Origin of the sequence: Labilibaculum sp., assembly GCF_963664555.1 — a bacterium.
Lineage (GTDB): Bacteria > Bacteroidota > Bacteroidia > Bacteroidales > Marinifilaceae > Labilibaculum.
In genome coordinates, this window is record NZ_OY761461.1 from 1,640,071 (window position 1) to 1,660,044 (window position 19,974).

The following is a 19,974-nucleotide window of genomic DNA, read 5'->3' on the forward strand; positions in this document are numbered from 1 at the left end:
GTTTAAAATATAATAACTAATGAAACATCTTATAGCCCTATTTTTATTGAGCTTATGCATAAGCAATGCTTTTTCGCAGGAAAACGATGCTGAGTTTAAACGTGGTGTTGCAATTTTGGCTTCGCCCAAAAAAGATAAAGTGTTGCTGCGTTGGGCTCCTAACCATCATATTCTTTGGAAGCAGGCCAGTACAAACGGCTATACTTTGGAACGGTTTGTTTTGTATCGCGATGGGAAACAATTGCCTCAGCCCGAATACAAATTGTTGCAGGAAGGATGTAAAGCAAATAATGAGCCATGGTGGGAAAATGCCATGCAGGATTCTCTTGCAGCCGATTACGATTGGCTTTGCGTAGCGGCTCAGGCTCTTTATGGCAAAGAGTTCGAAATGATTGATGAAAAGCAAAATCCAATGATGCAGATGGTTTATAAAACCAGAGAACAGGAGAACCGGTTTTCATTTGCCATGTTTGCTGCCGATCAATCGGCCAGAGTATCTGCGGCAATGGGCCTGAATTATACCGATACGGATATCAGGGAGAATGAAATGTATTTGTATCGGGTTTATCCTACAAATTTAACTGTTGAGGTGGATACGGGCTATGTATATACGGGAGTGGCTGATTATCAACCCTTGCAAAAACCATTGGGACTGCATGCTAAGGCAGATGGAAAAAGAGCATTAATTGTATGGAATCAATTTCTATTATCAACGACTTACAATGCTTATATGGTGGAACGATCGGATGATGGAGGAAACTCTTTTCACTCAATAAGTGAATCGCCAATGGTTCTTACCTATGGCGATGATGGAGATATTCCTATGGATATGATGAAGCCCGATTCCTTACCTGAATTGTTGAAAGAATATCAATATCGAATTTATGGACGCACTGCTTTTGGCGAAACAGGCCCTTATTCCGAAGTGGTTAGCGCAATGGGAAGGCCACAGTATCTAATAGGATATGAAGACTTGGATCAGCAGATTAATGATAATGGAGAGGTGGAAATTCGATGGAAACTGGATTCTGTCGGAGATCAATATGTGAAGAATATGCAGGTGCTGAGAGCTGGCTCATCAACAGGAAATTTTAAGGATGTTTCGGGTGAGTTGAATGGGAAAGCCCGGTCTTTTGTTGATATGGAACCATTAAGCACCAATTATTATAAAATTAAGGCAACCGGAGTAAACGACGACAGCTTCTATTCGGTGCCGTTGCTGGTGCAGCTTCAGGACAGTATTCCTCCGGCTGCTCCTGTAAACTTGCAGGGGCGAATCGATTCTACTGGTTTGGTACACCTAAGTTGGGATGCAGGGCAAGAGAAAGATATAAATGGATACCGTGTTTTCCGATCCAATTTCATGATTGATGAATTTAGCCAGATCACCAAAGTTCATACTCGCGATACTTTTTTTATAGACTCCATCGATTTGTACAATTTAACCCCTAAAATTTATTACAAGGTAGCGGCTGTCGATCAACGTTTTAATCAATCTGAATTGAGCGAGGCTTTGCTACTTCAAAAGCCTGATACCATTCCTCCTGTACCTCCTGTATTTTCGAATTACGAAATTACCGATGAGGGAATATATTTAAGTTGGGTGCATAGCTTTAGCGTGGATACTAAATACGAGAAACTGATACGAAAATCAAAAGAAAGTGTAGTGTGTGATACCATTGCTCGTTTTTCTAGTACCGATTCCATAAGTTCCTATTTGGATAAAAGTCCTAAAAAAGGAATTGCTTACCAGTATTGTATTCTTGCCGAAGATGCCGGAAAAAACCAATCTCCCGCCGAAAAGTGGCTGCAGGCTGAAATTGCCGATGACGGATTCCGTCCTGAATTAAAAGCAGTACAGGCAGTGGCAAAAATAAATGAAGGACATGTGCTTCTTACATGGAAAGCAACAAACAAAGATGTTGTTCAAATAAATATATATAAAGCTGCAGAGGGAAAAGAATTAACATTCTATCGGCTTATTCAAAATAAATCGGAGTTTAAAGATGTTGATGTAGAGCTAAATACTCACTATCGGTACCGACTGCAGGCTGTGTACAAAGATGGAGGTAAATCTCCTTTTACCGAACTACTGCAAATTCATTACTAAACAATTATTTTCAGATACCAGATCATTTTATCATCCATAAAACCATTACTATGAAATTGAGATTTTTACTGTTTTTTATACTTGTTTTTTTATTGGGGAGCTTTTCGGTAAAGGCGCAAGGCTTGAAGTATAATGGGGAGGTGGAGATAAAAATTTTTGTAAGTCGATTGGAAGCCAAATTGGTTAATGAGAATAAGGATGGAACCCCAGATAATAAGTTAAGAATTAATAAGAAATATGGAACTGGAGATTATTTCGAATCTAAATATGTGACCGGAACTTGTTCAGATAATCCCCCAGATTGGGAAGATTGGACTGGATTAAACATGGGATTGCCAATAAGTATTCATTCAAGTAAATATAACCTATCGGACACTGACACTACTTTGAAGAGCTACTTTGGAATAAATAACAATAAGGTTAGTTTCGAGTTCGAAATATGGGAGTGGCAAGGTAAGACTACTTTGCATAGTGGGAAAAAGCGTTACTATAGAAGTATTGAATTGGATATATGGGACATAATCAAAAATGATCCTAGTCCCGGGTGGCATAAAATAAGTCCCAAAATAGGAGATGGGGCGAATTGGGCTGTTGAATTAGAATATTCCATAACGCCACCTGCACCTACAATAGAGAAAATAATTTCTAGGATTACGGAAGAGGATAGTGAACTTGTTATTTCAAGTCAGGATCTTGGAGGGAATATCAAATACGAGTGGCAGATGAATGTTGATGGAAAAACCAGAACATACAGCAAACCAACTGGAATGACAGATTGGACGAAATACAACGATTGTATAATGGATTGTGATAATTCTGGAGGGGATTTAAGTGCTCAAAGATCTACTTCTCTTCAAAAAGAGATAATACCCATAGGAGATGGTTCTTGTGATGAGCAATGTATGCAGTTCGCTAAAATTTATGAAGATGTAGAGGAAATTGTATGGGATTATCCTAAGGATAAAACATCAAATACCAATAAAACGAATAGTTCAACTCTTACCTACAATATACCTGAATTTGATGGATTCACTAAAAATTACAAATTTGTTGCATACAGTTATGTAGAAACAACAGGGAAGGCTACGTTGAAAAGTTTGGATTATGCAACAATTGCAATAGTAGATGTTTTTCCTCATTTCCCAAAAATACAGCCAATTTTAGACTCGGATAAAAAAATAGTTACCTGTGCAGGAGGAAGTAATGGAGAAGTAACCTTTAAAGTTGATGGTGATCTTGGTAAGGGAGTAGATAGATATAGAATTCTAGTCATCAAAGATTCGCAGAGCCTTGTTCAAGGTCCAATTCATAAAGGTTTAGATGATGATGTATTAGGTCAACCTAAAGAAATTACAATAAAAGATTTAGAGGCAGGAACATATGAAGTTGTTGTAAATAATCTATTTATCAATACTACCGTAGATACAACTGATTTTTTTAATAAGCACGTTGGTGTTCAAAATCGTTTTATGGTAGGGCATGATACAATTAGTTTTACTATTGCTCAAAATAATGAAATTCAGTTGATTAATAATGCCCTATTTATTTCCAACGGTAAATGTGATCAATATGTGGTTGCTATAGACAATATCACCGCTAAAGGTGGGCTTGGCGGCTATAAGTATAGTTTGAATAATGAAAATATTGGAACCAGCCCCAGAGTTTTAGCCAATACTTTAGAATTGCCAGATTATGGTAAAGGGAAGGATATCCCTTTGTATATAGAAGATGTTGCAGGTTGTATAGGTCAAGGGATTGCTGTCCTGTCAAGAGATGCTGAGTTTAAATTTTTTGTCGCAAATGAAAATCTTCCAATAATTTCTTGTTTTGGGGGTACTACTAATTTTCAAGTATCTGCACAAGGGGGGAGTGGCACCTATCAATTTGAATTAGATAAGAAAATTGATAGTAATTCACCTATTTCGAATGAATTGATTGATTTTGATGTGAATGCAGGCAAACATGTATTTTATGTAAAAGAAAATCATGGGTGTTCTTCAAATATTGAAAGAACATTTGAACAAAACGAAGCTGTTGAAATTTATGATTTTGAAAGAACGAAAAAGGTAATTGGTAAAGAAATTCATATTAGTTGTAATGGAGCAGAAGACGGGGAAGTGAAATTCATGATTAAGGGAGGAACACCTCCTTATTCGTATACTCTTATTGGTCCAATGTTAACACCAAAGTCAGAAACTAATATTAGCAAAGAGACTGAAGTTGTAATAGGAGGATTAAAAGCTGGAGATTATACTTTAAAAGTGTTTGATGCGAATAATTGTCCTTTAATTGTTGAAAAGGAATTTAAATTGATTCAGACTGAATCTTTGGTTGTAACTCCTAAGTATGCAGACTATTCAGGTTTTAATTACAAATGTTTTGAAGATTATGAAACAGTTGAACTTCGGGTTAGTGGAGGAATTAATCCTTATGTGTTAAGCTATGATGGTGCCAAAAAGAGTATAAGTAATTCTGGAGGAGTTGCTGAGTTTGATGTGCAAGGTACAGCACCTATTATCATTATTACAGATGCATTGGGATGTGAGCCTGATTTTAATCTTACTTTAAAAGAGCCGAAAAAGTTGACGGTTGAGATAATTCCAAATAAATTTACTTCTGGCACGGGAGAAATTTACCATATCAAAAAGAATGGAGGTACCGATAAGTTGGATGTAATTATTGAAGGTGGGATTACTCCATATAATATTAATTTTCAGAAATATGATGATAAAAGTGGAGTTTGGAATTTTGTAGAGAATAGATCCTCTAACTTGAGTGTGAATACATTTAATGTAACTGCTGGTACCTATAAAGCTATTGTTAATGGGAAGTATGCTTCCTGTACAGCAAATTCAGCTATCACATTGAGGGAACCAGCCAAATTAGAGTTGCCAATAACATACCATAAAACAAATGGATATGATATTGCATGTAAGGATTCAAAAGGTGCAATTACTGTAAAGCCTACGGGAGGGATTCCCCCTTATGCTTTAACTGTAAATGGTGGTGTGTCTTTGTCATTTTCTAATTTAGTTAGTGTAGAGAAGTATATTAATGAATTACCTGCCGGGACTTATGATTTAACTCTAACAGATTATTACAATATTAAGCTTAACAGCAAAGTAGATTTAATAGAACCTGAAGCTTTAACATTAGATCTTGCCACAACAACTTATGAAGGTGGTTATCAAATAAAATGTTCAGATTTATTGGGATATGTTAATGTAGAACCTGATGGAGGAGTTGGTTCAACTTACACAATAGTTCAGAAATGTGATTTGAAATCAGATGTAAAAAAGGAAGATGTTAGCAAAACTACATTTGATAATCTTGAAGAAGGATTTTATACATATAAACTTAGTGATCTTAATGGTTGTTTTATTGAGGAATCGATAGATATAACCAAACCAAAAGAACTAACAATTAATTTTGGAGCTATTAAAATCCCATCTTGTAACGAATTCGACATGGGAGATAAATCTAAAAAGGAAGACGGACAAATTGAGCTTACGATTAGCGGAGGAGCAACTCTCGGCTATAAAACCAATATCTATCAATCGGATGGAGTCTTACCTGATGTTAGTAAAGTTGAAGTGAATGGAAATTCACCAGTATTTAATTCTCTTGTGGAGGGAGAATATAAATTTATCACAATAGACGGGAATGGATGTAAAGTTGAAGAAACCAAAAAAAAACTTGGGCAACCAGATTTATTAATATTGGATGTAAGTAAAATGATGGTGACTGAACCCACATGTTTTGATTACAGCGATGGTCACTGGGAAAGTAAGATTCTGGGAGGAACAACTGCAACGGGTCAATATACTTATGAAATAAATGGTGTAGGAGGCAGTACTGGAAGTACGTTTAACCGAAACAATTTAGCAGCCGGCAAATATATAATGGAGATTTCAGACGATAATGGTTGCTATTACCAATTGGAAAAAGAATTAAAGGAGCCCGATTTCATTATTAATCAGTTGAATGTGTTAGGTATAGATATACTGAAAGAAGGAGGTGTTGCTGATTTTAGATGCTTTGGATTCAATGATAAAACTAATATAAAGGTAAATGGAGGAACGGCAAATTACGATGTTCTAATAAATAAAAATGGAAATTTATTCCAGGTGATAAATAATGTTGCGGAAGATTTATTAATTCCAACTAATAATTTGGGTGCAGGTAGCTATACGATTTTAACAACAGATAGTCGTGGATGTACGTCAGATCAAGGTGTTTTTCAATTAAATCAACCAACCAATATTATCTCTAGTCATTTTATTGAAACATTTGAAGACCGTAGAACAGGAGTGGATTTCAATTATACTTGTTTTGGTGAAACTCAAAGTATAGAAGTGTCTGTTGAAGGAGGAATTCCACCCTATCAAATAACATATGATGGTGAATCAAAGAAAATTACTAATTCCGGGAGTTCTGTTGATTTTATTATTTCAGGAACAAACCCAATTTTCAATATAATTGATGCGAATGATTGTGTATATAATTACGATCCAATATTAATCGAACCATCAAAATTAACTTTGGAGCTATCAAATAATACATATAAATCAGACAATTTTAACATCAAATGCTTTAATGGTACAGATAGTATTTGGGCAAAGGCTACAGGGGGAATAACTCCTTATAAATTTGAATTACTGGATGAAAGCAATACTCTAATTGCAACCAAAGTATCCAATGATGAAACATTTTTTGAAGATCTACCTGCTGGTATTTATCATGTAAAGGTAATAGGAGCATTTAGTAACAGCTGTTTTGCTACAGATAATATTAGCTTGAAAGAACCAGAACCTATAAGTGCAAATTTAGATATGTCTGACCACAATGGATTCGGAATTTCTTGTCATGGCTCAACAGATACTATTAAAGTAGAAGCCTTTGGTGGTATCTCTCCCTACAGCATTCATTTAAAAGGAATGGGAATCGAGAAGGATTTTACTGACATAAGTGATGAGCAGGTAATTTTTAACGACTTACCAGCAGGCAAATATCAAGTAAGCATTACTGATCAGTTTAAAGCTTATGAGTATGTAAAGGATACGGTATTAACCGAACCAACAGTACTTAAATTTGATATTGAAACATCGCATTACGAAGGCGGGTTCGAAATCAGATGTTCTTATTTAAAAGATTCAGTTAAGATCACTCCTTATGGCGGATTGCCAATTACGAATGCATCCAAATATAAAATCGTACAATCAGATGAACATGAAAATCATCAGTTAGGAAATATTATTGCTGGGAAAAATCTTGCATTTAAAAATTTAGATGCCGGAATGTACAGCTATATAGTTTCTGATGATAATGGGTGTTCTGTTAGCAATATAGTAACGCTTGTAAAACCGGATTCTTTGCAAATTACAGATGTTGCTTTTACAATACCAACATGTCACGCAAAGGACATGGGGGATATTTCGAAAAGAACAGACGGTGAAATAAAGGTGCAGGCAATAGGAGGTGTAAATTATTCAGGAGGCTATTATGATTTTCTATTAAATAAGGTGCCACTTGCCGAAGCAAAAGATCGGTTGGATTCAATTAGAGGGATCTCAAATGCAACATTTATTCAACGGGAGACAGGGGAATACATTATCAGGGTAACTGATGTTAATGGTTGTATAACAGAACGAAATAAACAACATTTGGAGCAAGCAGATTGGTTGCATATTGAAAGTTTTAATTCTGTTATTCCGGAATGTTACGAAGCAAAAGATGGATTTTGGACGAGTGAAGTATTAGGTGGAACAAGTGCTTCGGGAAACTACTCATTTATTATTTCTAAAGATGAGCAGGATTTTAGAAATGGTACAACGGGTAAGGAATGGAATCAGGATGGGTTAGGCAAAGGCAAATACCTTCTCGAAATAACTGATGATTTAGGCTGTTACTACAAACAAGAGGAAGAATTACAGCAACCTGCCGAAATGGCCATCGATTTTGATGTGATGGGCGTTACTGATTTTGGAAATAATGATGGAGCAGTTCAGGCGAGAGTTAGTGGTGGAAATGGAGACTATCGATACCAATGGTATCACAAAGGTGAAAAATACTCAAATGGTACGTTTAAAAAAATTGAAGAGCTTTATGCTGGAGAGTATACTGTTGAAGTTTGGGATAAGAACAATTGTCCCTATGGTAATAATGAGTTTGGAGTTGCGAATGGTTTGAAGAAGACGGCTGGTGTAATGGAGCCAGGAGGTAAATTAACTATTGTTGCCAATCCTGTTAAGACCAGTTATTATGGAGCTGAAGATGGAGTGTTGGAAGTTTCAGCTGTTGGTGGATGGCCTTATGCCGTTTGGCCGGGATATGAATTTTCTTTAAATCAGGGGGCTTGGTTAGTGACCAGTAAATTTGAAAATTTAAAAGCCGGATTGTACCAACTACGGGTAAAAGATAGTAAAGGAGTAAAAGATTCAATAGAAGTGGTAATTGAAGAGCCTGACGAAATTTTGATGGAATTAGAGAAGAGTAACTGTCTTTGCTTTAACGATGAAAGTGGTAGTGTAAGGGTTAGCGCAACTGGGGGTACTGCACCTTATACCTATGCAATTAATTATGCGGTAGATTTTTCTAAATCGAATGAATTTACGGATCTAAAAGCCGGAAATTACCGTGTTTTTGTAAAAGATAAGTTGGGTAATATTCAAAATCAATATATTGATATTGATGAACCGGAAGACCTTAAGGTAGAATTGTCAGATTTAACACATAGTACCTGTAACAGTAGTAACGGTTCTGTGAAGATTGAAATAACAGGAGGTACGCCGGAATATTATATCAATTGGGGTGATTTTTATCCGGCTAACAAATTACAACCAAACACTCTGGCAACTGGTAATTATAAAATTGAAGTTACTGATGCCAACTCATGTGTAGCTTCACAATCATTTTCAATAGTAGAAAAGAGTGGCCCTGAAATTAGTTTGATAGACTTGAAAGAAGTGAGTTGTCATGAATCCACAGATGGGGAAATATCTATTGATATAACAAATGGAACAGAGCCATATGATGTGATTTGGAAAGGCCTCGAAAGTTTAAATCCAAGAGAAATCAAGCAATTGGGAAAAGGGAAGTATTCGCTCGTTGTTAGTGATGCAAACAATTGTTTTGCAGAGGCAGAATATGAAATTACGGGCCCGGAAGAATTGGAATTATATGTGAGTAGTTTACAATCTCCAAATTGTGTTGGAATTGATGATGGAAGTATTCTGTTGACTGCTGTTGGAGGAAGTCCTGACTATATCTATAATTTAAATGGTAAATCAAACATTAACGGATGGTTTCCTAATTTAGGAGCTGGGGACTTGCAAATAGAGGTTACTGATGCAAATGTCTGTAAAAAAACTTTAGAGGCCGAATTGAGTGCACCGGTGCCCGTTAAGATAGAATTGCCTTACGAGTATGTGTTATGCCGGAATCAAACAGAAACAGTAAATTCTGGAGTGGATGGAGCTTCAAGCAAGTGGTTTTTTGGAGGCAATCAATTTAGCGTTAACAACGAGGTAGAACTCAATGAAGAAGGGGATTATCGATTGGTTGTAACAACAGAAAAAGGATGTGAGGCAGAGCACGAATTTGCAATAACATTTCTTGATTATGAAGTAGTGGCTGATTTTATTATACCTGTTGAGGCCATTGTTGGCGATACTATTGTTGCAGTTGATATTTCATGGGAGCAACCCGATTCGGTAAAATGGCATTTTCCAGACGGATTAGAAGTGGTGAATAGAGAAGAGGCATCAATTTGGTTGAGAGTACTGGAAGCGGGAAACCACACAATTGGCATGTCCATTTTTAAAAATGAATGCAGTGACTATATGGAAAAGCAAGTTAGGGTTGAAAGCAACAGTACTAAACGGAAAGCAGGATTTATTCAGCCTGATCAAGTTTATATAACTGAGGCAAAATTATATCCTAATCCAAATAGGGGCGATTTCCATTTAAAGCTTCTCTTGAGCAAAACAGCAGACGTGAGCTTGGAAATATATGATGTAGAAAGAGCTCTTAAAATAGATACAGATGAAGGACATAATAATGCGGTTTATCAATTCGATTTCAATAATAGATCCATATTTAGACCAAACAATGTGTATGCAGTTGTAATTATAGTTGGAAAAGAAAGACGAGTACTGAGATTCCTTGTGTACTAAATTGATTTTAAAAGTTTCTTAATGATTTTAATTAATAATCCCACTTTAAATATTTGTTTGAAGTGGGATTATTTTTGAGGTAATATTCCCTGTTATGATCTTCAAAAAAACAATTTTATTAGATTTTGATTTGTTGGTGAATAATGATAATTTATAAAATGTAAAGAGGGGAGTGTAAAATGTTAAGAGGGGCATGCAAGATGTGTTTTTGTTCCACAAAAACTCTTGTGCCTTCCGGCAGGGACTTTTCATCCCAGGATGAAAAGCTTGATTGTCCTACAGACAAAAAGGAATAGATATGAGACCAAAATTAGAAGAACATGATAAATTGGAAGATGGAGTTAGGGTTCGCCTGACGAAATTAGAGAAGAAATTGCTTGTGGAAAGATGTAGGGAGGAAGGCTATCGAAACCTGAGTGATTTTTGCAGAGCCAAGTTGGTCAAAAGAAGAGAGATCAAAAAAGTAGAGGTTAGTAGGGAGTTTGTGATCATTATCAAAAAGCTCGATTATGACCTCAATCTCAATCAGGTTTCTAAAGCCATCAACAGCCAACAGATCTACCATCCGCTGGCGGCAGATCAGATGGTATTTCAACAGCTTTTAAAGGAGCTTCGAAACTGTTTTTCCGTTCTGCAAAATTATATGGATGTGATAGAATAAGGATTTTAAGTCAAATGCTTTTTAGTTGAGAAATCCTTCTCCCTGATAAACAAAGATATTTCCTCCATCTGTATCTCCTTCATCTGTTTATCACGCATGAACATTGCGATTACATCAACAAGTCAAGCTTGTACAAAGTTTTGATGGATTTTTAATCCTAATTATTTGGGGGAAGTATAAAAATCCAACAAAAAGCTTGACATTTCTTACGCCCTTCGGTCAATTAGGGATGTGGAATTGCAACAAAATTTGGTACAAAAAAGATTAGGCTGCCAATTTATAATATGCTCTTAATTCAATTTCTTTTTCTAAAGGTGTTTTATATCCCAAACTAGAGTGTATTCTTTTAATATTGTACCAATTTTCAATATAATCGTATACTTGGTTATATGCATGAGTAAACGATTTAAACTCATTTCGGTATATCATTTCCGACTTAATGGTTTTAAAAAAGCTTTCAGCTACGGCATTATCCCAACAATTTCCCTTTCTGCTCATGCTTTGCATATTCCGGTGATGCTGACCCCTTGTCCGGGTGATACTGACCCCTCACAGAATTGAGGTTCAAAGAACTTGATGGTCTGACAATATTACCGTTTTTTTCTTAAACTTTCTCCTTTTAATTCGATTCGGTATGAGGTGTGTACCAGACGGTCCAGAATTGCATCGGCTATGGTTTCCTCTCCAATGATGTCGAACCAGCTGGCCACGGGCAATTGACTGGCGATAATAGTGGAGGCTTTTCCATGCCGGTCCTCGATCATCTCCATCAGATCCAACTGTTGCTGCTGTTCCAAATGAGAGAGTCCAAAATCATCGAGTATTAGCAGATCCGTTTTGGCCACCTTTTCAAAGAACTTGTATATGGTTCCTTCGAAGCGGGCTACTTTGGTTTTCTGCAACAGCTTTTGCGTGTTGTAGTAGGCAACTTTAAAGCCCTGCACACACGCCTGATGACCAAGTGCCGAAGCTAAAAAGCTTTTTCCGCAACCAGTGGCTCCTGTGATTAGTACGGATTCACCACGCGACAGGTAATCGCCTGTCGCCAAGCTTGTAATCAGAGTCCTATCTACTCCTCTGGCAACCTCCATCTTCAGCTCTTCGATAGATGCCTGATAACGAAAACGGGCATTCTTTTCCAGTCGCTCGAAGCGCTTTTGCTCTCTGTCCTGCTGTTCAGCCTGAAGTAGTATTTCAAGTCCTTCACTCAGGGAGAGTTCGTGGTGCCTTCTGGTTTCCTGCAGAGCCATCCAGGTTCGATTCATTCCATGCAGTCGTAATTGTTTAAATTGGGTTTCAATTTGCATCATAGCTATTCAATTTAAGTGTGGATTGTGAGTAATAGGCTTTTCCGCGGATATTCCGGTGCTCGGGTAAAGCCGGTTTATTTATCTGATCTATCATGTCTGAGGTTTTGTTATTGATCACATTAAGCAAGAACCTGTACGAACAGATCTCGTATTTCAAGGCCACCTTACAGGCTTTCCTGAAGTTTTCCGGATTGGTTTTTCTATGCAGGTTCAAGAGTCCGTCACAGGTCCGGTACAGCTGTTCGGGATGCTTATTCTGCTTAAAGACCATACTGATTAACTCATGGAGTTCAGGACAGCCTGTCTGAGCTTTTCGAAGATAGTACCCGGGACTGGAATTGCAACAAAATATGGTACAAAAAGATTAGGCCGCTAATTTATAATAAGCTCTTAATTCAATTTCTTTTTCTAAAGGTGTTTTATATCCCAAACTAGAGTGTATTCTTTTAACATTGTACCAATTTTCGATGTAATCGTATACATGGTTATATGCATGAGTAAATGATTTAAACTTGTTTCGGTATATCATTTCCGACTTGATCGTTTTAAAAAAGCTTTCAGCTACGGCATTATCCCAACAGTTTCCCTTTCTGCTCATGCTTCTGTTTATCTTATCATTATCCATAAAAATATCCCTTATTTTATTGCAGGCATATTGAACGCCCCTATCCGAATGAAGAATAAATCCATCTATTATTTGTCTTCGCTTACGTGCAATATTCCATGCCTTAAGAACCGTGTTTTCATAGGTCATATCTTTACTTAACGACCAACCAACAACTTGTCTATCCGCCAAATCAATCATCGTTGTGAGGTAAATCCACTTGTCATTAACTCTAATATAAGTAATGTCAGATACCCATACTTTACCTAGCTGTTCAACTTTAAATTGCCGGTCAAGAGTGTTTTTTTCAATCTTATAACCATGCTTAGAGTAAGTTGTATTAATAAATCGCTTTTTAGGCTTGAACCGAATGTTTTCTGCCTTCATTAGTTTACCAACATAAGTTCTAGATATTTTATATCCAATCTTCTCCAATTCAACCTGAATACGCGGACTTCCATAGGTTTGTCTACTGTCTTTAAATATCTTTTTAATCTCATTTACCAGAATCGCTTTTCTTGAGTACTTCTTTTTGGTAAGTTTAATTGACTTCCAGTGGTAATATGAATTCCGGCTTACTTTTAAATGCTTACACATCTTCCCAACAGGATATATCTTTTTATGCTTATCCATAAAATTATAGATCAATTGTCGCTCTTGGAGAAGATGCTGACCGCCTTTTTTAATATATCACGTTCTAATCTAGTTTCTTTTAATTCTGCTCTTAACTGGGATATCTCTTGCTGTTCCGGACTTAAAGAAATATTACCTTTTCCTGTGAAAGATTCTTTATTGCTTAATGTTTCTCTTCGCCATCTTCGAATCATGCTGTCGTTTAATCCGTAATCTTCAGACACTTGCTTCGCGCTTTGTCCCGATTTAAGTAGATTCACAATCATCAACTTAAATTCTGTTTCATAATGTTTCGCCATAATTTAAATATAAGAATTTCGGGCGTAACCATTGTACCAACAAATGTAGCATGTCCAGACTTCGGTCCAGGTAATGGTTGTGGGCGGAACACAAGTGTTCCCGGTCGGTACTGTAGGTTCCCTTACCGTAGCTTTGTATGTGCACAGCCACCTGTTTGCCTTTGGCATAAATGTAAACCATGGCGCGGGTGTAAATGACCTTTACCTTCACTCCAATGTAGGCGAATGGCACACTATAGTAGTGTTTGTCTTCACTCAGGTAGACGTGATTATTCTTGGCTGCCTTAAGTGTCCGGTAGTATTTTAGCTCGAAAGGCTGTTCCGGTAAGCTGCTGAGCAGATGCTTCTCATCGGCGAGAAAACGCTCTTCACGGCAGTAAGGCTTCTGCTGCATACGGGTCTGGTTGTGTTCGCGGTTCTTCTGGCCGATGGCCTGATTCAGGTCTTTCAGACTAAAAAACTGCAGGTTCCGTATTTTTGCATAAATCCTTGTGTAGATCAGCCGAACCTGGTTCTCAACAAGTGCCTTGTCCTTTGGTTTGCGTGCCCGTGTAGGAATCACAGTGGTGCCGTAATGGTTGGCAAAATCCTCCATTGCCCGGTTAACATCGGGTTCATACCTGCTGGCTTTTACGATGGCCGCCTTCAGGTTATCCGGTACCAGTACCTGAGGGACTCCTCCAAAGTATTCCAGACTACATCCCAGAGCGTATAAAAAATCACCAGCACTTTGACTCTTTACGGCCATGGCAAAACTATAGTCTGAATAAGGCAAACAGGCCACAAAGACCTGACAGTGGATTACTTCTCCGGTCTGCACATCCACATAATTTAGCTTTTTACCGGCAAAGTCAATAAAAAGCTTCTCGCCTGCCTGATGCTGCAACACCATTGAAGGTTTGGAAGCAATCAAATGTTGTGACAGGTGATGGCAGAACTGAGTATGGCTGTAGCCTTGGGCATACTCCAGACGGTACTCTTCCCACAATAGCTTTCTGGTAACCCCGGTACGTTTCAGTTCACTGGTAAAGTAATTCAGTTTTCCCTTAAAATGCTCAAAGCGTTCATCCTTATAGGCTGGATTACCGGGATGAAACCTGGCTTCCAATACGGGATCATCCAGCAACAACAGGCTGTCAACATCCGTTTTCAATCGGGATAGTTTATCCAGGTACGCCTTCACGGTATTCTTGCTTACACCCAGATCCCTGGCTATGGTTTTCTTTGGGCTTCCTTGCTGATGCAAGCGCAGTAATTGTTTGATCTGACTCATAGGTTTTGGTTTTCCAGCCATCTGCATTCGTTTTAGTGGTCATCTACTTTCTGCCACTAAAGAACCAAAACCTGTGTTATTTTGAAAAGAGGGGTCAACATGATCCGGATTTTTGTTGATCGCTTTTCAGCTAAGGGGTCAGTATCCGCCGGATTGTCACTCTTTTTGACTTCTCCCTACGCAGGAAAAACCTTGTTTTCCGATCCGGATTTCAGGGGGTCAACATGATCCGGAATATCCATGCTTCTGTTTATCTTATTATTACCCATAAAAAGATCCCTTATTTTATTGCAGGCATATTGAACGCCTCTATCTGAATGAAGTATAAATCCATGTATTATTTGTCGTCGCTTACGTGCAATATTCCATGCCTTAAGAACCGTGTTTTCATATGTCATATCCTTACTTAATGACCAACCAACAACTTGTCTGTCCGCCAAATCAATCATTGTTGTTAGGTAAATCCACTTGTCATTAACTCTTATATAAGCAATGTCAGACACCCATACTTTACCTAGCTGTTCAACTTTAAATTGTCGATCTAGAGTGTTTTTTTCGATCTTATAATCATGCTTAGAGTAAGTTGTATTAACAAATCGTTTTTTAGGCTTGAATCGAATGTTTTCTGCCTTCATTAGTCTGGCAACATAAGCTCTGGATATCTTATATCCAAGCTTCTCCAATTCAGCCTGAATACGAGGACTTCCATAAGTTTGTCTACTGTCTTTAAAAATCCTTTTAATCTCATTTACCAAAACAGTTCTTCTTGAGTATTTCTTTTTAGCAAGTTTAACAGACTTCCAGTGGTAATAAGAATTCCGGCTTACTTTTAAATACTTACACATCTTCCCAACAGAATATGTTTTTTTATGCTTATCCATAAAATCATATATTAATTGTCGCTCTTGGAGAAGATGCTTACCGCCTTTTTTAATATATCACGTTCTAATTTAGTTTCTTTTAGTTCTGCCCTTAACTGGGCTATCTCTTTTTGTTCCGGACTTAGTGAAATATTGCCTTTCCCTGTAAAAGATTCTTTGGCGCTTAAATTTTCTCTAAGCCACCTGCGAATCATACTGGCGTTTAATCCGTAATCTTCAGATACTTGCCGTGCGCTTTGTCCCGATTTAAGTAGATTCACGATCATCAACTTAAAATCTGTTTCATAATGTTTTGCCATAATTTAAATATAAGAATTTCGGGCGTAACCATTGTACCAACAAATGTAGCAGGTCCAAATCGATACTTTTCTTCAAAGAGATATCTAATCTTTGACCATCGACAGTGATTCTTACGAAGATTGGAGATTCTCCATTTTTCAGTTGAGTAGTTTTTCTTGCAAAAAATAAAATAGAAGTAGTTTGTCTCATTTTCACTGGTTTTTGAATGTTTTAAAACGATTTGTCAAAACTAGCAAACGAGTGATTTTTGAAGGGAGCAAAATAGTGTATTGCAGTGCATTAGCACCTGTTCGAGGTGCAGCAAAATTAAGCTTTCCAATCTACACCGAATGCTACACCTTTTTATTGCTGTTTTAGGTGTTTGATTGCGTTGGTACTAAATGAATAAAGCCTTGTAAACGTTAAGTTTACAAGGCTTTTCCTTCTATTGCATTTCTGCATGGCGGAGAGAGAGGGATTCGAACCCCCGGTACGTTGCCGCACAATAGTTTTCAAGACTACCGCATTCGACCACTCTGCCATCTCTCCAATAATATTTGAGCGGGAAACGAGACTCAAACTCGCGACCCTCAGCTTGGAAGGCTGATGCTCTATCAACTGAGCTATTCCCGCATGCAAGAAACACGTTTGTTCCTTGATTAAAAAATTAAAGTGGGGAGAGCAGGATTCGAACCTACGAAGACGAAGTCAGCGGAGTTACAGTCCGCCCCAGTTGGCCACTTTGGTATCTCCCCAATAATAATTTCAAAAAAAGTGAGCGGGAAACGAGACTCAAACTCGCGACCCTCAGCTTGGAAGGCTGATGCTCTATCAACTGAGCTATTCCCGCATGCAAGAAACACGTTTGTTCCTTGGTTAAAAATTTAAAGTGGGGAGAGCAGGATTCGAACCTACGAAGACGAAGTCAGCGGAGTTACAGTCCGCCCCAGTTGGCCACTTTGGTATCTCCCCAAATGCAATGTATGTAAAGAACTTTGTTTCTTGATTGCGGATGCAAATATAGGAGCTTTACTACAAAATACAAGGGGTGCCTGCGTTTTTTTTTCAAAAAAAATGAAATATTTATGTAAGTGTTTGATTTCCTATGAAATATTTTTTCAATATAATTCTCTTAGAAATTTGAGTCGTCGGTTTTTTATGAAATAGGATCAGTTTTATTACGATCTGAAAATTGAATTTAAGCTAATTTTGCTTTTGTAAATTTTCTGATGGAGATATTAAGAGGTGTATTTAATCGGATCTCTTTTAAGGCTGTTTAAAGAGTAAATAATTGTGATAGGAGAAGATGTTGATTTATGCCTGTAAACCATCGTCAGTGCTTTCTCTTGTCGCAAATCGTAATATTTCTCAGCTTGCATTTTAGAAAAAAAAAACAAAAAAAAAGGAGACTAATCAATAGTCTCCTTTTTTATATTTTGAGTTTGTTTTATTTTATCATTGATTTAGCTCTTGTGATGTATTTTTCAACGTCACGGGCTTCTGCCGATTTTGCAAAATCTTGTTCGATAGTTTCGTAAGCTGTTAGTGCTTTTTTGTACTCACCTAACATTTCGTAAGCAAGTCCGGCTTTTTGCAAATAGATAGGTGTTGTGAAATCATTTGTATTAAAAGAACTTGCATCCATATAATTTGAAGCGGCTTTTTTAGTATCTCCTAATTCCATATAAGCATCACCAATAGCAGCTTTTGCAAGAGCGCTAAGTAAAAAATCATCAGAACTGAATTTTTCTAAATAATCAATTGCATTTTGGAATTCACCCATTCTTAAATAAGAAACACCGGCATAATATTTTGAAATATTTCCTGCTGGAGTTGAGTTAAACTCATCAATAATATCCAGAAACCCAGGGTAATTTTCATCTCCGTTTAATGCAAGGTTAAATGAATCTTTCTCGAAATATCTTTGAGCCTGAAATAACTGATTTTGAGCACGCTCATTAAGTGGAGCTTTGTAGTATTTTTGATAAGCAAAAACTCCTACTGCTAAAATGATTATAACTAAAGCAATAGTGGACAGTTTTTTCTGATTCTTCTCAATATATTGTTCGGTTTTGCTTAGTGCTTCTTCTAAATTTTCAAAATTATCTTCAGATACCTGATTGTTTTTATTTTTTGACATGCTCAAATATTATTAGGTTTATTTTTTCTAACGCAAATGTAATTTTTTTTACTAAATATCAGACATTTTTTCAGTAAAAAATGAAGATGGGAATTTAGATTGTTATAGAACTAAATAAGTAAATCCAAATTGATTTAATTTAGTAATTTTGCAACAGTCATCTAATCTATTCATACATGCATCTGGAAAAATTATCTCTCTTAAATTATAAGAATATACTTGATTTGGAATTGAATTTTTCACCAAAAATCAACTGTTTTATTGGGAATAATGGGATGGGGAAAACTAATTTGCTGGATGCTGTTTATTATTTAAGCTTTTGTAAATCATACTTTTCTGTTGGCGACCAGCAAAATATAAATCACAATGAACAGTTTATGGTGTTGGAAGGAACTTACCGACGCAAAGATTTAAATGAGGTGGTATATTGTGGTGTAAAGCGCGGGCAGAAGAAAAATTTTAAAAGGAATAAAAAGGAGTATAAAAAACTTTCGGAACATATTGGTTTATTGCCTATTGTAATGGTTTCTCCGGCAGATGTTAGTTTGATTACAGATGGTAGTGAGGAACGCCGCAGGTATATGGATAGTGTAATTTCGCAATATGATCGTAAATATCTGGAAGATTTAATTCGTTACAATCGTGTTTTGCAGCAAAGAAATAAATTGCTGAAAGATTTTGCGGCAGGAAGCAGATTTGATGAAGACACGCTTAGTATTTGGGACGAACAAATGATAGTGCTGGGAACTTCTATTTATGAAAAGAGAAAGGATTTCTTGAATAAATTGATGCCTGTTTTTCAGGAGTATTATCAGATGATTTCCTTAGGGAATGAAACTGTAAATTTGGATTATAAATCACTTTTACATGACAACTCATTACGTGATCTTCTCATAAATGCCCGTTGGAAAGATCAGGTAACCCAGTATACAACGGTTGGAATTCATAAAGACGATTTGGAATTGACTTTGGGTGGATATCCTATCAAAAAAATGGGTTCTCAGGGACAACAAAAGACTTACCTGATTGCTCTAAAACTTGCCCAATTCGATTTTATCAAGCAAATTGCCGGATTTAACCCTATTCTTTTGCTGGATGATATTTTCGATAAACTGGATTCGCAGCGAGTTGAACAGATTGTGAAATTGGTTTCTGAAGATCGTTTTGGTCAGATTTTTATCTCTGATACCAATCGTGATCATTTGAACGAAATACTCTCGGGAATGGAACAGGAATACCAATTATTTATTATTGATAAAGGAGCCATAGTAAGTTAAATAAAATGAGAAGAAGCCAAACTCAAAAAATAGATGAATTAATTCGACAGGTACTTAAGGAAAGTAATCTGGATGGCCGATTGAAAGAATATGAGTTGGTTAATTCGTGGGAGAAAGTGATAGGCAAAACCGTAGCTAACGCTACTACAGATATTTATATTCGTAACCGGAAGTTATTTGTAAAAGTACGCTCGTCGGTTATTCGGAATGAACTGTTGATGATTCGTGAAGGCTTAATGCGTGCTTTAAACAGAGAAGTACAGGCGAACATTATCGATGAGATCATTGTCCGGTGAAAAAAAGGCGCATTGTGTATGATCATAATGCGCCCAG

At 36.9% G+C, this 19,974-nt stretch carries 12 protein-coding genes, 5 tRNA genes and 1 pseudogene; 5 read left to right on the top strand and 13 right to left on the bottom strand.

The window, feature by feature from the left end; all coding sequences use genetic code 11:
* The first annotated feature begins 19 nt into the window (after window positions 1-19).
* From ACKU4N_RS06480 to ACKU4N_RS06490, 3 genes are all read left to right on the top strand, one after another.
* Window positions 20-2,110 (top strand): fibronectin type III domain-containing protein, encoded by a 2,091-nt coding sequence (locus tag ACKU4N_RS06480; RefSeq protein ID WP_321321752.1) that lies wholly within the window; start codon window positions 20-22, stop codon window positions 2,108-2,110.
* 50 nt (window positions 2,111-2,160) lie between these two features.
* On the top strand, window positions 2,161-10,284 hold the full coding sequence (locus tag ACKU4N_RS06485) for a SprB repeat-containing protein (protein WP_321321754.1): 8,124 nt from the start codon (window positions 2,161-2,163) through the stop codon (window positions 10,282-10,284).
* Between the two features lie 298 nt (window positions 10,285-10,582).
* Window positions 10,583-10,945 carry a hypothetical protein gene (locus ACKU4N_RS06490; protein ID WP_321321755.1) on the top strand — a complete coding sequence of 121 codons (363 nt, stop codon included), beginning with the start codon at window positions 10,583-10,585 and terminating at the stop codon, window positions 10,943-10,945.
* Window positions 10,946-11,209: 264 nt separating this feature from the next.
* On the opposite strand, the pseudogene ACKU4N_RS06495 reads toward ACKU4N_RS06490, so the two are convergent.
* From ACKU4N_RS06495 to ACKU4N_RS06555, 13 genes and pseudogenes are all read right to left on the bottom strand, one after another.
* Window positions 11,210-11,449 (bottom strand): annotated as a pseudogene (locus tag ACKU4N_RS06495) (transposase); the annotation flags it as partial.
* An 86-nt stretch (window positions 11,450-11,535) separates the two neighbouring features.
* On the bottom strand, window positions 11,536-12,255 hold the full coding sequence (istB, locus tag ACKU4N_RS06500) for an IS21-like element helper ATPase IstB (RefSeq protein ID WP_321321757.1): 720 nt from the start codon (window positions 12,253-12,255) through the stop codon (window positions 11,536-11,538).
* A gap of 364 nt (window positions 12,256-12,619) precedes the next feature.
* Window positions 12,620-13,791 (bottom strand): IS3 family transposase gene (locus ACKU4N_RS06505; RefSeq protein ID WP_321316928.1). Its coding sequence is split into 2 segments (ribosomal slippage): window positions 12,620-13,545 and window positions 13,545-13,791, totalling 1,173 coding nucleotides; the frame shifts between segments, so codons are not numbered across the junction.
* Entirely contained in the window at window positions 13,775-15,085 is a 1,311-nt protein-coding gene (gene istA / locus ACKU4N_RS06510; RefSeq protein ID WP_321321758.1) for an IS21 family transposase, read from the bottom strand. Before istA ends, ACKU4N_RS06505 begins: the two co-directional genes overlap by 17 nt.
* A 155-nt stretch (window positions 15,086-15,240) precedes the next feature.
* Window positions 15,241-15,945 (bottom strand): IS3 family transposase, encoded by a 705-nt coding sequence (locus ACKU4N_RS06515; protein ID WP_321321760.1) that lies wholly within the window; start codon window positions 15,943-15,945, stop codon window positions 15,241-15,243.
* An 11-nt stretch (window positions 15,946-15,956) separates the two neighbouring features.
* Entirely contained in the window at window positions 15,957-16,244 is a 288-nt protein-coding gene (locus ACKU4N_RS06520; RefSeq protein ID WP_321321762.1) for a transposase, read from the bottom strand.
* Window positions 16,228-16,434, bottom strand: a complete 207-nt coding sequence (locus ACKU4N_RS06525) for an Arm DNA-binding domain-containing protein (RefSeq protein ID WP_407937236.1) — start codon at window positions 16,432-16,434, stop codon at window positions 16,228-16,230. Before ACKU4N_RS06525 ends, ACKU4N_RS06520 begins: the two co-directional genes overlap by 17 nt.
* 251 nt (window positions 16,435-16,685) lie before the next feature.
* Window positions 16,686-16,773 (bottom strand) — tRNA-Ser (locus tag ACKU4N_RS06530).
* An 11-nt stretch (window positions 16,774-16,784) separates the two neighbouring features.
* A tRNA-Gly gene (locus tag ACKU4N_RS06535) sits at window positions 16,785-16,857 on the bottom strand.
* Window positions 16,858-16,897: 40 nt separating this feature from the next.
* Window positions 16,898-16,979: transfer RNA gene (locus ACKU4N_RS06540), tRNA-Tyr, on the bottom strand.
* A gap of 22 nt (window positions 16,980-17,001) precedes the next feature.
* Window positions 17,002-17,074: transfer RNA gene (locus tag ACKU4N_RS06545), tRNA-Gly, on the bottom strand.
* A gap of 40 nt (window positions 17,075-17,114) precedes the next feature.
* A tRNA-Tyr gene (locus ACKU4N_RS06550) sits at window positions 17,115-17,196 on the bottom strand.
* A 475-nt stretch (window positions 17,197-17,671) separates the two neighbouring features.
* The gene (locus ACKU4N_RS06555) at window positions 17,672-18,364 is read right to left on the bottom strand and encodes a tetratricopeptide repeat protein (protein ID WP_321321764.1); all 693 of its coding nucleotides are present in this window, start codon (window positions 18,362-18,364) and stop codon (window positions 17,672-17,674) included.
* Window positions 18,365-18,540: 176 nt separating this feature from the next.
* Here ACKU4N_RS06555 and recF point away from each other — a divergent pair, with 176 nt between their 5' ends.
* Together recF and ACKU4N_RS06565 are read left to right on the top strand one after the other, a co-directional pair.
* The gene (gene recF / locus ACKU4N_RS06560; protein WP_321321766.1) at window positions 18,541-19,641 is read left to right on the top strand and encodes a DNA replication/repair protein RecF; all 1,101 of its coding nucleotides are present in this window, start codon (window positions 18,541-18,543) and stop codon (window positions 19,639-19,641) included.
* 5 nt (window positions 19,642-19,646) lie between these two features.
* Window positions 19,647-19,937, top strand: a complete 291-nt coding sequence (locus ACKU4N_RS06565; RefSeq protein ID WP_101259901.1) for a DciA family protein — start codon at window positions 19,647-19,649, stop codon at window positions 19,935-19,937.
* The last annotated feature ends 37 nt before the right edge of the window (window positions 19,938-19,974 follow it).